Origin of the sequence: Taklimakanibacter albus, assembly GCF_016595235.1 — a bacterium.
Taxonomy (GTDB): Bacteria; Pseudomonadota; Alphaproteobacteria; order Rhizobiales; family Aestuariivirgaceae; genus Taklimakanibacter; species Taklimakanibacter albus.
Window position 1 is genome coordinate 1,366,743 of record NZ_JAENHL010000008.1, and the last position, 14,599, is coordinate 1,381,341.

14 protein-coding genes and 1 tRNA gene are annotated in these 14,599 nt (G+C 56.8%); 8 read left to right on the forward strand and 7 right to left on the reverse strand.

Annotated elements, in window-relative coordinates:
• Positions 1-64: 64 nt before the first annotated feature.
• Positions 65-1,594 (reverse strand): extracellular solute-binding protein, encoded by a 1,530-nt coding sequence (locus tag JHL16_RS29500; protein ID WP_137854182.1) that lies wholly within the window; start codon positions 1,592-1,594, stop codon positions 65-67.
• Between the two features lie 563 nt (positions 1,595-2,157).
• Between JHL16_RS29500 and JHL16_RS29505 the strand changes: the two genes are divergently transcribed.
• Positions 2,158-2,233 (forward strand) — tRNA-Phe (locus JHL16_RS29505).
• Between the two features lie 208 nt (positions 2,234-2,441).
• Here the strand turns inward: JHL16_RS29505 and JHL16_RS29510 are convergent.
• On the reverse strand, positions 2,442-2,894 hold the full coding sequence (locus JHL16_RS29510) for a DUF421 domain-containing protein (RefSeq protein ID WP_246771202.1): 453 nt from the start codon (positions 2,892-2,894) through the stop codon (positions 2,442-2,444).
• A 534-nt stretch (positions 2,895-3,428) separates the two neighbouring features.
• Here JHL16_RS29510 and JHL16_RS29515 point away from each other — a divergent pair.
• Together JHL16_RS29515 and JHL16_RS29520 are read left to right on the forward strand one after the other, a co-directional pair.
• Positions 3,429-4,316, forward strand: a complete 888-nt coding sequence (locus JHL16_RS29515) for a transglutaminase family protein (protein WP_200188453.1) — start codon at positions 3,429-3,431, stop codon at positions 4,314-4,316.
• Entirely contained in the window at positions 4,313-5,119 is an 807-nt protein-coding gene (locus JHL16_RS29520; RefSeq protein ID WP_200188454.1) for a transglutaminase-like domain-containing protein, read from the forward strand. The genes JHL16_RS29515 and JHL16_RS29520 overlap by 4 nt, the downstream gene beginning before the upstream one ends.
• 280 nt (positions 5,120-5,399) lie before the next feature.
• Here JHL16_RS29520 and JHL16_RS29525 read toward each other — a convergent pair whose 3' ends face one another.
• The 3 genes from JHL16_RS29525 to JHL16_RS29535 all read right to left on the reverse strand — a co-directional run bounded on the left by JHL16_RS29525 (position 5,400) and on the right by JHL16_RS29535 (position 8,123).
• Positions 5,400-6,512 (reverse strand): sensor histidine kinase, encoded by a 1,113-nt coding sequence (locus JHL16_RS29525; protein WP_348647293.1) that lies wholly within the window; start codon positions 6,510-6,512, stop codon positions 5,400-5,402.
• Between the two features lie 72 nt (positions 6,513-6,584).
• On the reverse strand, positions 6,585-6,941 hold the full coding sequence (locus JHL16_RS29530) for a response regulator (RefSeq protein WP_348647327.1): 357 nt from the start codon (positions 6,939-6,941) through the stop codon (positions 6,585-6,587).
• Positions 6,942-7,445: 504 nt separating this feature from the next.
• The gene (locus JHL16_RS29535; protein WP_200188457.1) at positions 7,446-8,123 is read right to left on the reverse strand and encodes a Crp/Fnr family transcriptional regulator; all 678 of its coding nucleotides are present in this window, start codon (positions 8,121-8,123) and stop codon (positions 7,446-7,448) included.
• A gap of 209 nt (positions 8,124-8,332) precedes the next feature.
• On the opposite strand from JHL16_RS29535, the gene JHL16_RS29540 reads away from it, so the two are divergent.
• From JHL16_RS29540 to JHL16_RS29560, 5 genes are all read left to right on the forward strand, one after another.
• Entirely contained in the window at positions 8,333-8,596 is a 264-nt protein-coding gene (locus JHL16_RS29540; RefSeq protein WP_200188458.1) for a hypothetical protein, read from the forward strand.
• Positions 8,597-9,526: 930 nt separating this feature from the next.
• On the forward strand, positions 9,527-9,793 hold the full coding sequence (locus JHL16_RS29545) for a DUF1488 family protein (RefSeq protein WP_200188459.1): 267 nt from the start codon (positions 9,527-9,529) through the stop codon (positions 9,791-9,793).
• A 472-nt stretch (positions 9,794-10,265) separates the two neighbouring features.
• Positions 10,266-10,538, forward strand: coding sequence for a hypothetical protein (locus JHL16_RS29550; RefSeq protein WP_200188460.1), 273 nt, complete (start codon positions 10,266-10,268; stop codon positions 10,536-10,538).
• A gap of 103 nt (positions 10,539-10,641) precedes the next feature.
• Positions 10,642-11,250, forward strand: a complete 609-nt coding sequence (locus tag JHL16_RS29555) for a hypothetical protein (RefSeq protein ID WP_200188461.1) — start codon at positions 10,642-10,644, stop codon at positions 11,248-11,250.
• 169 nt (positions 11,251-11,419) lie between these two features.
• Positions 11,420-12,943, forward strand: a complete 1,524-nt coding sequence (locus JHL16_RS29560) for an N-acetylmuramic acid 6-phosphate etherase family protein (protein WP_200188462.1) — start codon at positions 11,420-11,422, stop codon at positions 12,941-12,943.
• A 24-nt stretch (positions 12,944-12,967) separates the two neighbouring features.
• Here the strand turns inward: JHL16_RS29560 and JHL16_RS29565 are convergent, their stop codons facing one another.
• Together JHL16_RS29565 and JHL16_RS29570 are read right to left on the reverse strand one after the other, a co-directional pair.
• Complete coding sequence (locus JHL16_RS29565; RefSeq protein ID WP_200188463.1) at positions 12,968-14,137, reverse strand: extracellular catalytic domain type 1 short-chain-length polyhydroxyalkanoate depolymerase; 1,170 nt, start codon at positions 14,135-14,137, stop codon at positions 12,968-12,970.
• Positions 14,138-14,157: 20 nt separating this feature from the next.
• Positions 14,158-14,553, reverse strand: a complete 396-nt coding sequence (locus JHL16_RS29570) for a CopG family transcriptional regulator (RefSeq protein WP_200188464.1) — start codon at positions 14,551-14,553, stop codon at positions 14,158-14,160.
• Positions 14,554-14,599 lie beyond the last annotated feature (46 nt).

Sequence of the window (14,599 nt, forward strand, 5' to 3'; positions counted from 1 at the left end):
AGCATCGGACCGAGAGCCCGGCCCGGCGACCATGTGGCCGCCGGGCCGGCACAGTCGAGGAAACTTAGCCCGCGCCGTTCAGCTCGTCGAGCTGCGACTGGAGCGACTTGCAAGTATCCTCCGGCGACTGCTCCCCGGATGCGCATTTCTGCACCTCGGCGGCGAGGATCGAGTGATACTCGTTGGCCTGCGGAATCTTAGGCCCAAGCACGAAATGCGGGTCCTTGATGCCGTAGTTGTAGACCGGATCGAAGGTAAGCGCGTTCGGCATGGTGGTCGGGCGCACGGTGGCCTTCTTCACCTCATCCATGGCCAGCACGGACTTGCGGGTCGGCGTGCCGCCGAGGCCCTTCAGCACGTTGAACTGGTTCTCGCGCGACACCGACCAGATGGCGAAGATATAAGCGGCGCGCTTCAGATCCTCGGACGCATTGCCGTTGATGCCGATGCCGCCGATGCCGCAATTGGTGCCGTTGACGGCCTCGCCGCCATTCTTGATCCAGCTCGCCTCGCCTTTCGGACAGACGGCATAGGCGGTCTTGCCCCCGGCCGCGCGCGATTTCGTCTCGTCCTCGATCGAGGCGGCAAATTCATGATACTGGACCTGCATCGCGATATTGCCGGACTGGTAGACGGTGTTCAGCTCGAGGGTGCCGTTGGCGAGGTTGTCGGGATGCGACACATCCGCCAGCTCCTTGAACTTGGTCATGGTCACGATCGACTGCTCGTCGCCCCAGTTCGTCTTGCCGGGAGTCTTGGAGCCGAGCTTGTCGTCGACCGGCCAGTCGATCCAGCGGCCATTGGCGAAGAGCATGCGCTGGATGTCGAGCTGCGTCGTCCAGGCGAATGACCCTTGATGCTGGGCATAGCCATAGGGCACGTCCTTGCCGGCCTCCTTCGCTTTCTTGAAGAAGGTGGCGATATCGATCACCTGCTTCCAGGTCGTGTCCTTGGTGAATTCGAGGCGATAGCCAAATTCGGCTTCGAAATCCTTGCTGTTCGCCTCGAAGAGATCCTGGCGATAGAAGGTGCAGGCGATGGCGGCGTCATAGGGCAAGGCAATGATCTTGCCTTCGCTGTAGAAGCGCCCGCAGGCCGACAGGAAGTTCTCGAACCAGGCATCGTCGCCATAGCCATCGGGATCCTGCGGCAACGTATCGTCGCCGAACATCGGGGTAAGATCGGCATAGAAGTCGGCGAAGGGGGCGCCGATCGGCTTGTCCTGGACATAGTTGAGAACATAGTCCGACTTGCCGCCGCGCAGATCGATGCCGACTTTCTGCTGCACGACCGGCAGGTCGTCGGTGAGGATGGTGACATCGATGCCGGTCAGATCCGTGAAGGCCTTTATATTGTCACGGATGGCAAAGGACGGCGGCGTGTTCTCCGACATGAAAACGAGCTTGGAGCCGGCATATTGCTTCCATTTGGCGGCATCCGACGAGGCAGCCTGGACCCGGCTGCGGGTGACCGTCGATCCGAGACCGAGCGTCAGCGACCCGGCGCCCAGCGCCGTGGCGGCACCGCCGCCAAGCTCGAGAAATTTTCGGCGACTTACACGGCTGAAGACGGCGTCTTTCGGCACGTAAAACATGAATTCCTCCCATCCGGCAGCTTATGAACCTGGTTCCGGCGTTCTGTTTTCGGTTCCTCGGGCGCATTCGAGTGACGCCCCTTTGCGCCATCGCGCGGCCGGTCGACGACGACATGACCCCGCGATGGTGCTGTGACGAGGTTTTGTCCCGTCGAGGAAAACCTAGCCGCAAACATCCCATCGTGTAAATTATTTTTTTCCTTTTTCCTATTTTTCTCGATTTCGGAGGGTGAAAATTTCATCACATTGATTATCAACGATTTTTTTGATCAAATATTTTCAAGAATTGGCGTGCACTTCCTGATCCAGCTTAAACTCACGCATAATTGCGCGGCACCGTTTCCGAGCGGCGCCACGAATCGACCGGCCGCTATCGGGCCCGAAGCCTGCCGCGCCGCGACATGATGAGGAGCGGCCGGCCGTGAAGACCCGCGTTGCGGAGCCGGTTTTTCAACACGATTTGAGCTTCGGACGACGCGAGATTTTGAAACTGGACAAGGCAAAAACCCTCGCCTATAAACCGGCCCGCTTCATATCGGCCTCCGCTCCCGCGAGGCCTCGGCGCCCAGGTAGCTCAGTTGGTAGAGCAGCGGACTGAAAATCCGCGTGTCGGTGGTTCAATTCCGCCCCTGGGCACCATTTTTCCCAAGTTGTTCAATAAGTTATAGCACGCGCTTATTCTTTCGCACGCTCGCTGCGCCATTCCTGGGCGGCAAAAACGCATGTCGGGCTTGGAAGCCATCGTCTAGCCGCGATCGCCGAGCAGCCCGAACACCCACTCCTGTTCTGAGAGATCGCCTCAAGCCAATACGTCTCTGGAGGGCGTGCGTTTGATCCAGACAACAAGTCAGCCGGCCGGCTTCTTGCGCTTTTTACCCGACGCAGCGCCATCATTTTTGATGACGCTAATCTGCCCGTCCGCTTCTATGTAGGCGCGCTTCACATCCGTAAGGTCCCCGACGCCTTGCTGTCGAAGTTGGCTCATTATCTCCTCGGGCGTAATTAGCTCCTGCCGCAGATTTTGTCTCAGCATCTTACCTTCTTGCACGAGCAACAGGGGCGGTGGGCTGATGAGCCTATTGAAAATCGGTGATTTGTAGGCAAGCCAATCGATCACAAAATCCCAGGCAACAATAGTCAAGACGAGTATGAGACCTTCAGTGAGTGACTGGTATTCCTTTGAAAAAGCGTTCTGAGCCGCATCCGCAATCAGGACGATCAGCAGAAGGTCGGAAAGGCTGAATGATCCAGCCTGCCGCTTCATGAAAAACCGCATCAGGACGAAAAGGCCCAGATACATCAGCGACCCCCTGAGCATCATTTCAGCGATAGAATGAGTTGGGATCCAAAGCTCGGCCCAATCTATTGTGAATATCTTCTCCACCTCAATGGCCCCTTCCGTCGCGGGTTATTACCTGAAGCTCATCGATCAGCCTCATGGTCTTTCATCAGAAGAATTAAAATGGATTCTCACCGTGTCACACATCGTGCACTGGTCTTCCTCTCATTCGTCAGCGCTGCTCGATCCTTCGCTCTGAGCGATCCGCCCATTCGCGTCTATGACCCTGGGCGACAGAAGCGCCGCGGTCTGGCTCACAAGATTTGAAGATGTCTGTCGCACGGTCTTTCAAGCGGCAGGCAAGGTAAAAAGTTCCATTTGAGAGTCCGGCGCGGGTGCGCCATGGGAATTGGCTGCAGGTGTTCTGACGCCAGTTGCTCAAGGGATCCGTCAATCAGCAAGCTGATGAATTCCTGTGCAGCCGCCACGCCGTCCAGCGCTTGTATCGCGAGCCAAAAGGCCTATTACAGAGGGGCGAAACAGTTGCGAGATCAAATGGCTTTTCTGACGATCCGGCACGTGACCACCTATCGCTATCGCCAGCCCGTCGCCTTCGGCGAACACCGCCTGATGTTCCGGCCACGTGATACCGATGACCAGAAAGTCAAAACGACTCATCTTGCGATCAGCCCGGCACCCTCGAGCCTAGATTTCATTGAAGACATTTTTGGTAATCAGGTCGGGGTAGCGCGGTTTTCGGCCAACGCGGCGGAACTACGATTTGAAAGCGTCGTCGATATAGAACGCTCACCACAAGCGAATTTAAGCCTCGAGGCCATGCCTAGCGGAGTATTTCCGGTCACATATGCCGCGACCGAGATATCCCAGCTTTCAACCTTCATGGAACGCTATTATTCCGATCCTTGCGACATGATCGACGTCTGGGCGTCCGGATTCCTGCCGACCGACGCCCGCATCGGGAACTTCGAGCTTCTGGTCGCGATGACACGCGGCATTCGTGATGGCTTGCGCTATCGGCGCCGCGAAGAAAAAGGTATCCAGACGCCACAGGAAACGCTGCATAAAGGCCAAGGCAGTTGTCGCGACTTTGCGATGCTGATGATCGAAGGCGTGCGCAGCCTCGGCTTCGCCGCGCGTTTCGCTTCGGGCTATCTTGCTGCCCCGATGGACCATCCGGCCAGTGGAGCAACGCATGCCTGGGCTCAAGTCTATCTGCCTGGCGTTGGTTGGGTCGATTTCGACCCGACCAACGGCACTGCCGGCCCGGCCGCCCTCGTTACCGTTGCTGTGGCGCATGACCCTCATCATGCGTTACCATTACATGGCACCTATTTCGGAGCTGCTGCCGACCACCTTGGTATGGACGTACATGTTCGCCTGATCCGCGACGAAGAGGTCGCGGGCAAAGAGGAAGCTTCATGAAGATTCGCGTCGGTTACGAACTGATCTACGATTTTCCACAACCGACACCGATGATCATGGTCTTAGGCGTTCACTTCACCCGGGCGTCCGACGTGATCACGCCGGATCATCTGACCACCACACCATCCGTGCCGGTGACGCCCTATCGCGATGGGTTTGGTAATTGGTGCAGTCGTATCGTGGCACCGGCGGGACGCATGCAGCTCATGGCCGACGGCCTGGTACGCGACAGCGGACGGCCTGATATCACCGCTCTGTCCGCCAAGCAGCACAATGTTGAAGACCTGCCGGCCGACACCTTGGTCTACCTTCTCGGAAGTCGGTATTGCGAGACCGACCAGTTGTCGGGTGCGGCATGGAAACTATTCGAGAAAACGAAGCCCGGATGGGAGCGCGTCCAGGCGATTTGCGATTTCGTCCATGATCACATCACCTTCGGCTATGAGCATGCGCGCTCGACCATGACGGCCTTCGACGTCTTCAACGCAGGCAAAGGTGTGTGTCGCGACTTCGCGCATCTCGCCATCGCATTCTGCCGCTGCATGAATATCCCGGCACGGTATTGCACCGGTTATCTGGGCGATATTGGCGTGCCGCCGCCGAATGCACCAATGGACTTCGCAGGCTGGTTCGAGGCCTATCTCGATGGACGCTGGTACACATTTGACCCGCGCAACAATGTACCGAGGATCGGGCGCGTCCTCATCGCTCAGGGGCGCGATGCGGCGGATGTGCCGATAACACTCACCTTCGGGCCTAACACGCTGGTGAGTTTTAAAGTGTGGACGGACGAGGCTCTTTGAGCCGCTCACATCACCCTGCATCCAATCCCACCGCTATATCTAAAAATTCAAATAGTTAGCACGCCCTTGTTGATTCCCCGGGCACGTGCTCCATCACATCTTGATCTCCGGCTGGTCGTGCAGGATGACGTTCAATCGCGAGCTATGAACTTCGATATGGCCGTTATAGTCATGAAACCGAGCTTGCAGAATGCCGGCTTCTCATGGATCACATTGACAATATCCGCCTTTTCGAGGCGCATGATGACCCAGTCGGCTATCGCGGTCACCGTGGACACCCTTAATTCAGCGCGGATGCGTGAATTGAGTGCTTATCCGCAGCAGCGGCACGCGTGAACACGACTGTCACACGCGTTCCATCTCGCGCGTTCGAAGAGACCTCGATACGAGCTTTAGCGTTCTCACGGAGCGACTGGATAATAAGCGCCCCAAGCTTACCTTTTTCAGGCCATTCCTTGCCAGCAGGGAGTCCAACCCCGTCATCAGCAACAAGGACGCGACAGCCGACCTCATCTGTGAGACAATGCAAGGTGATAGTGCCGCCATCCCGCCCTTCAAATGCATGTTTCAGGGAATTGGTCAGCAATTCATTCACAACTAGACCTGTGGGCATCGCTACATTGACCGAGACCGGATACGCATCAACTTTCAAGTCAAGGCGTATGCCTTCGGTGGCATGCGTTCTCATCACATTTGAGGCGATCTGGCTCAGATAAGTGCCGAGGTCGATCTCCTGGCGCTGGTCGCCTTCCGAAAGGGATTTGTACAAAAGTTGCAGCGATTCAATTCGACCCGCAAGCCGATCGAAGGGCTTGCTATTCGCCCTACTGGACGCGTTGCGAGCTTCAAGTCGAATCAACGCCGTTATCATCTGAAGATTATTTTTAACGCGATGCTGAATTTCCCGAAGAAGCGTGTCCTTATCACGAAGTTGCTTCTCAAGCTCATCACGCGCGGGCTGATCGTGGGCAGTTACGTCAACAAGCGCGGCAAGCCTGAATGCAGGTGTTCCATCGTCGTCAACGATTACGTTGGAGTATGCGTCGACCAATGATGGCTCACTCTCAGTCCGCTCAATTCGGAAGGTGCCCACATATTCGCTGGCATTTGCCAACGCATCGCTCAGCTTCAGACCAGGTTTCTCGCCGATACTCTCGCCATGAAGGGCAGACCATGATTGGCTCTGAATGGCGGCGCTGGTCTGTCCGGTCAGCTTCTCGAACTCCGGGTTAGAATAGACGATACGTTCGTCAGCTTTCATTTCCGCTACGACGATTGCGATAGGTATCTGGTCAAGAAACTGCCTGAACTGCTCGCTTTCCAGAGCACCGGCCAAATCTGGCGTCGTAAGAAGCGTCTCAACCGGGGCAGCCCTATCATTTGACTCAGTCACGCTGTGGTCCTCTACAATGCCCCGCCCATGACTCGCTGACGCACTTTTGCAGAAGCTCCGATACATTGAACTTCATTTTTCGACCAATTCGCGGATACGCTTTGTCAGAGAAGCATTAGAGATTGGCTTGGAATATATGTAACCTTCGTCACCCAAAGGACGCAGGCGCGGCGCATCGGATTGAGCACCAGACATCACCATGATCTTGGTGGATGGGAGGTTATCCCGGGTCCATAAAGCCAGGTCTATCCCGTTGATCTCTCCCGGCATGTGAATATCGGTTACTAAAACATGCACATCTCGCCGCTCGGAAAGTATTCGTATTGCCTGACCACCATTTCCTGCTTCAACGACCTTATAGCCGATACTTTCCAAGTGATCGGCAACGCCCATACGAATTATGGGCTCGTCTTCGACCAGCAAGATCACAATTTTCAATCGAGAGGCCACCACCGCGCACCGCCTTGAGCAAGCCTAACCGCGATTAAAGCGCTACAGAAGGAATAGTTCCATTCGGGCGGAAAACGGCTATCAAACAATCAAAGTAGAACCATCCAGGCGTAAGCAAGACGCGGTGCTGGCTATCCCCCTAATCGCTTGTAACTTGGTTAGAATATCGCGACGTCGTTTGAACTCGCCGTGCAAGCTTTGATGCTTTCGACCATGGTCTTTGTACGTTTCTTTCGCTCCACGCTTCTGCATCCTGAATTCTAGGCAGCAAACAGGTAGCAGCGAGGACGGGATTTTGGGGGCATAAGGCATGAAATTGGTAGTAAAAAAGTTCCGCCCAACATCATGAAGCTTAGAGGGAAAGCTGGAACTCGGCTAATCATAGATGAAAATCTGCATATCGTTGGTTCGATTCCGGCGCTGCGCGCTACTAAACCTTATAATTCAAATAGTTAGCACGCCATCGTCTGATTCCCTGGGCGCCTACTCCAACACATTCTTGATCTCCGGCTGATCGTGCAGGATGACGTTCAATAGCGAGCTATGAACCTCGATATGGCCGTTATAATCGATGAAACCGAGCTTGCGAAACCGGTTCATGAAGAAGCTGACCCGCGATCGGGTGGTGCCGATCATCTCGGCCAGCGTCTCCTGACTGATCTTTGCGATGATCGGCTCCGGTTTCCCCTCTTTGCCGAAATTCGCCAAGAGCAGAAGAAGTCGTGCAAGCCGCTTCTCACTGGAATTGAACAACTGATCGACAAGGTCGGCTTCCACGCGGATGGTCCGCGCCAGCAAATGGGCAATGAACATCTCCGAGAAGGCCGGCTCCTTGTGGATCACGTCGACAAGATCCGCCTTTTCGAGGCGCATGATGACCGAGTCAGCGATCGCGGTCACCGTCGTTATACGTTGTGCCTGGCCGGCAAGACATGCTTCCCCGAAAAACTCGTCCACTCCCAGAAACGCAACGATGGCTTCCTTGCCCTGCTCTGAAACGACAGTGACTTTGACCTTGCCCTTCTGAATGTAGAAGACGGCATTGGCCGGGTCGCCTTGCCGGAATATGGTCTGATCCTTGGGATAATTGGCAATAGTCCGGCCCTCGCCAATCCTGGCCAGAAAGGATTTGGGATCAAATGATTGCCGCTTACGTGCCATGCGGTCCCTTGCCTCAGCTGCTGAGGGTGAAACAGCCTATTATACAGGTTTCTCCGATTGGTGCAGCGCACGACATACGAGCGTCGGCGAGATTACATAACTGTGATGTGAGCAATGTGGCACAGCTTGCGATGTGTCCGTGTGCCAAGAGTTAGGCTGGTGCTTGGGCTTTGAGATCACCACGGGCTAAAGCCCCCAGGAGACATCACATGTACAAGCCATATTTCGAGCCTCGGGAACTGACCTTCCTGGCCGCGGTTCTGGAGTGCGCCTGTCGGGAGGCGGGCATCGTCGAGGACAGCGAGCGTGAACTTGCGGCGGCTCGAATTGTCGGGCTGGCACAGACGGGCGAGGAGGATTTCGACGCTCTCAGTAAACGAGTCCGCCTTGCAGCATCCTTTCGACTTATTGAATGCCGCGGACCCGCTGAGATGAGGTTACGGCGGAATATGCCTTGGCAATTCCTCGCCTAGCGATGTCAGAATGCCCAGAAATACCCAAATGCAAGACCCAAGATCACGAACACCAATATCCATGAGAGAATAAAAACTGGAGAGCTGGATGCGCGTTTGCGCAGGATATGCTCTTTCATGATCCATTTGTCGGTTGACGTCATTTGGCGGCCTACGGAATTGTCCCGGGAACCTGGCTCTATAAGAGTTCCATTCGGACTATCGCATCTGCCGGTGTTCCTGGCTGTGCAATACTGATCGTTGGATCGCTAGCCAGCTGATGGCCGACACCAACGCCAACAAACCCATCGTTTGTTCCGCCCTCGCGTACTTTACGTTGTAGGTGCCCGCAAGCATGACCATATCTATTGAAGAAGGATCACCCTAAATGAAACAGGCGCTCGCTTGGCTCAATCTGCAGGCCAATGACATCACGATCTTCGCCATAATGGCGCTGGCCATCGCCATCGCCGCCATTATTTTTGGCAGTTGGTAGAATGGTTCACCCACCCACGAGCGGCACCGGCGGCTCGCATCGGGGAATGAAATTTCCCGGCTATCAGCGGCGCGCGAGCCCGTCGAAAGCGGAAATTGCGCTTCATCCCTTGGTCAGGATGGGCAGGCAGAGGAGATCGCTGAAGCGCCTGCTCCCCACCCTTTCGGGTCTCGGCACTCTCCACGCCAGCACGGGAGAAGTCGGCGCGATGCGTTACCATCTTCCGATCCGGCAAGCACACGGAACTCAGGTCGGAGACGGGTTCCTACTGGGAGATGGCGATCTTCTGCGCGAAACCTACATGGACAGCGAGCATACACTGCAGATCAGCGATGGACGCCGCATCCCCGTACTTTTGACCCGTTTGAGCTCAACTGGCGCCCAGTTCAGAACGACGGGACCCATACCAGGCTTTTGAAACCAGCGCCGGCAAGCCCATGAAGGTCAGGTGAAAAATGACGATCGCATTCCCCAATCTCAGCCGCCGATACGATGCGACGCGCCGATGCGTTCGATTCTCGGGTTATGACGGAGCGCTGGAACGGCCGTTCTTCATCGAGGAAGAGGCGCTTTGCGGCCTGGATGCCATGGCGCGGAGAGGCGGAGCGGCCCTTCTCGCGGTATTCGATCGTCATCGCGATCGCATATACGCGGTGGCAGCCCGGGCCTATGGACGACACCGTGAGGGTTCCTACACATTAACGGCCGCCCATTTTTCCTGATCCTGCTCAGGTTCGATCGAACGGCACGCCGCCATTGGCGAGCACCGGTCGTGAAGCTCGATGCGTCCGATTACCCGATGCGGGAATCTACTTGTTATTCGTCTGGACCTTATTCGTCAGTACCAGCGTCCGCGACCATACCAGCCGCCTCCGCCGAGCAATACTAGGATAAGGACTATGATGAGCAAAGTGTTGGTGTCCATGTTCGGCTCCCGGAGGTGCATGCCAGTGGGATGATAATACGAGGCGAATTTTGAGACTTGCCGACGACAGGCTGCACCGTTTTCACCCGGCGCGATGTTCAATTTCGCTCATAAGGCGTAGGCTGTGCATCATCGTTCATCTCGAAAAGATCACGCCCAGAAATATATATGTGCCTGGCAGGAACCTTCCAGCTCGCCGGCAATTCACGTCACAGGGTCTTTCCATTCGGCGCATCTGACCCCATTGGCGCCACAACCCAGCAGGATACATGAAAACGTTCTTAGCAGCGAGCATGCTCGTTGCCAGCATCTCCTTTGCGCCTTTGGCCATGGCGAAGATGTCACAAGCCGATTGCCAGGCGACCTGGAAGAAGGCCGACGTCAACAGCGACGGTAAGATGGATGGCAAGGAAGCCAAGCCCTTTATCGAAGCCATGACCGTTGCGAAGCAAAAGCCCATGGACAGCACGGGCAAGTCCCTCCAGTCCGGCGAATTTCTGAAAAGCTGCCAAGCCGGCACATTCGACAGCGTGAAGCTGTAATCGCTTCGCGTCATCACGATGGATGTAGTCCGGCCTTACCGGATTACATCCACTCCAAGTTTTGAAAGGAAATAGCATGTCTATGATGTTTCGAAATGCCGCCATGGCGTCGTCGATCGCCCTCATGGCGTTTGCAGGCGCCGGCATGGCCGCCGCCCAGGACAACAGCAAAAACTACAGAGGTCTCAATGACTGCGTCGATCAGCAGGAGTGCGGCGATCAGGGACCGCGCAACTCCGGCAAGCAGCGCTCGCAGAATAACCAGGGTTACGACCAAGGCGAAGATCAGCCCGGCGATATGCAGATACGCAAGAAGCTGCGGCACAATAACAGCCAGGGTTACAATGACGGCGATCAGCCCGAAACGATGCGGATGCACAAGAGGCGGTCGGCCCAGAACGATAACCGCAACTGGAAATATGATTCCAACCGGCATGATCGCCGGCGCAGCAAGAATTCGCAATTCCGCTTCTATTTCGGCGGCTTTTACTATGCGCAGCCCTATTGGGCGGGCGAGACCTACGGCGTTCAGTCATACAGGGTCAGCTGCAGGGAAGGCCGCAGCATTGTCGACGACAGCGGCTATAACCGCGTTCGAGCCATCGAATGCGGCGGCGGGACATTCACATATCTGGGTCGCCGCAACGGCGATACGTTCAAGGTATTCCTGAATTCGCGCACCGGACGGATTGTCGGTCGCCAGGAAGTTTGATCCGCGACAAATCGAAGTGGCCCGAAGGTCGGGCCACCTTTCCTCTGAGCGGGGAACGCCGCACCACCCTCCTCGCAGCTTGCATAAGGCCCGCGCCGGGTGCCATTGTCGGACATGGCCGGCCGCTCGCAGTCTTTGAGTCGCGCGCTGGCCGCATAGAGCACTTCCCATGACCACGGCGGACGAGTTCTTAGAGCAAAAGGAAAAGTTCCAGCTCGGCGACTTGCCGACCGAGTCCCCGCATCCCAAGACCACCCATCTGTCCGATTGGGCGAAAGAGGATGTGGCCCGCGGCCTCAATGTCTTACGCGAAGTGGACCTGGACGCGCTGCGCCGGATCACCAGGCTGCGCCGGGAGGCGCGCGATTTCTTTCACGCCGTGGCCGCTGCCTTGGAGCAAGGCGACCGGATCTTCCTGGTCGGCTGCGGGGCCACGGGACGGCTTTCACTATCGCTTGAATTCCTGTGGCGGAAAAGACATCCGGCCTCGACGCAGGTGTGCTCTCTCATGGCTGGAGGCGACGTCGCCCTGGTTCATTCCCTGGAAGGCTTCGAAGACTTTCCCGACTATGGCGCCCGTCACTTGCTCGAGCTCGGTTTCGGTCCCAACGACCTTTTGATCGGTTCGACGGAAGGCGGGGAAACCCCTTACGTGATCGGCGCGGTGGAAAAGGCGGCCGAGATCTCTACCCGACCGCCGCAGTTCCTCTATTGCAATACGCGGCAGATTCTCGTCGACCGGGTGGAACGTTCGCGCCGGGTTTTGACCAATTCCCGCATCCACTCTTTAAGTCTTGATGTCGGGCCGATGGCTTTGACGGGCAGTACGCGTATGCAGGCCAGCACCGTTCTGATGCTGGTGATCGGACTGGCCTTGGAATTCGGCCGAGATGTCGACGGCGCCTTCGCGGTGCTCGAACAATGGATCGACTTCCTCGCCCGGCAGGATGTCGTGCCCCTGGAGCCCTTTGTCATCGCTGAGGCGGACACCTATCGCGACAATAACCGCACGATCTATACCAGCGATGACTACGCCATCACGGTTCTCACCGACACCACCGAGCGGGCGCCTACCTTCAACCTGGCGCCGTTCGATAGCCCCAAATATCCGACCGACCGCCATTCTCTCACCTATCTGATGATCCCTTCCACGGATAAGCCTGAGGAAAGCTGGCGCCATCTCCTGGCCCGCGACCCGCGGCCCCTCGAATGGCCCGACATCCATGCCAAAACGACCCTGGAATATTTGCTGGGGTTTGATTTCAGCCGCCAGGCTCTGGATATCCGCCGGCGGATGATCGAGCATAGCCGGCATCATATCTTTCAGATCGCCACCGCCGGACCCCGCCTGCAACTGAAGTTCGCCGGGCTGGACGAGCGTTTCGATCTCCCGGGTTCCGTCGCGCTCTTGGATCACCTGACGCTGAAGCTCTTGTTGAACATGCACTCGACGCTGGTCATGGGCCGGCTCGGCCGTTTCGAAAGCAATCTGATGACCTGGGTTTACCCCTCCAACGGCAAGCTGATCGACCGGGCTGCGCGCTACACGCAGATCCTCTTGGGCCGGCGCGGCTATGGCGATTTTACTTATGACGAGATTGTCCGCGCCCAGTTCGCGTGCAAGAACGAGCTAAGTCCGAATGAATCGATCGTCCATATGACCATGAGGAGATTGGTCAGCGCGCCGACGTAGCTGTTGCGATCAACAAATCCTTCCTCACGCATCATCTTCTTTGTTTGCGCGTGACGCCCCCCCGGCCAGAAAGAAACGGATCATCTCCGCGGAGGCATCGGGACCATCGCCATCTGTATAGGAGCCGTTTGGATTTCCGCCGCTCCAGGCATGCCCCAACCCGTGGATAATCCACTGCTCCACGGATGAGGCATTGGTGGCGGATGCGGAGAATATTCGCCGGTCGGCCGTGCGTCCTCCGGCCGAGACAGTCAGTTCGAGAACCTCGCCCTGACCTTTCGATCGCACCGCGTCGTTCCATAGAAGCGTGGCGTTCGCCGCATCAACCGTCTGATCGGCGCTGCCGTGTAAAACAATCAGCCTTGGCCGAAAGCCGTCCCCCTCGGATGCGTGGGGTCGATTTCTATTTTGTCCCCGCATTGCCGCAAAGGCGCTGTTGACATCATGCGCGGATTTGTAAGGCAGGCCGGAATGTATGCCGACTGCCGAATAGAGATCGGGATAGGTGGATCCCAAGACGGCGGCCATGGCGCCACCGGCGGACAGACCCGCCACAAATACGTTATCGGGTGGGACTTCGAATTCTGCGCACACCTCCCGGGTGAGCCCCGCGATAATGCCCGCTTCGCCACCCAGGCGCGCCTGATCTTGCGGACGAAACCAATTCCAGCAGGACATCGTATTGGCTGCCGAAGTCTGACGCGGATAGGCAACCAGGAGATCATGTGCTTCGGCCAGCGCATTCATATTGGTGCCGACGGCAAAGTCTTCCCCGGTTTGCCGGCATCCATGTAGCATCACGATCAGGCCGCGGGGTTTGACGCAGGCCGGGACGAACAGCCGGAAGTCGCGCTGCCCGCTGGCACAGGCGAAGTGGCGTTTCGCGAAGTTGGGGCTTTCGGGAATACTGACGCCGGGGATATGAGACTTGATATCGATCGGCGATTTGAAGGCGCGCAGAGCCGCGATCGTCTTGCCGAGTCCCGCGAGCCATTCTGACTTGCTCGGGTGTAATTCTGCAGAACCGCGTCGTTTGGTTTCGGCGGCGCGGAAGGTCAATAATGGCGGCTCTGATGCGTGAGCTTCCGGGCGCCCCGATCCACGAAGCGCTTCCTGAATCAGACGGGTTGCCTCCAGGGGATTTGACGACCTGACGGCATCCAACGCCCGGCCGATGGCCGTTGCATCTTTCATGACGATCTTTTCCTTCTGAATTAGCGGATACGTCCGGCAAGGGCCGTCTTGACTTCGGCACTGGCCTGCAGGGAGCCCAGCACAGTGATGGATTCGATGGTTGCGGCGGCCAGTTCTCCCGTCACATCGCTCGCTATTCTTGCCAGTCCGACGACATTTATGGACAGGCGCTCTCCTGCCTTCCGCTTGGATATGAGTTCAGCGCTGCTGAAATCACGCAAGCCCACATCAAAGATCTGGCGCACGACAACACGCTCGACCTCGGTTGCCTGCGCTGACAGCTGGTTGCGGATCGCCGTCCGGATGAAGTCGGATCGGTTAGAGTAAAACCCTTCCCGAACAAGAAGGTCGATTTTCCCCAGATCGACATAGCCGATATTGAGCGTCAGCTTTTCACTATCGGGAAATTTGTCCAATCCGCCATCCTCCTACCATCCATCTGGATGGTATATGGAGTAGGTT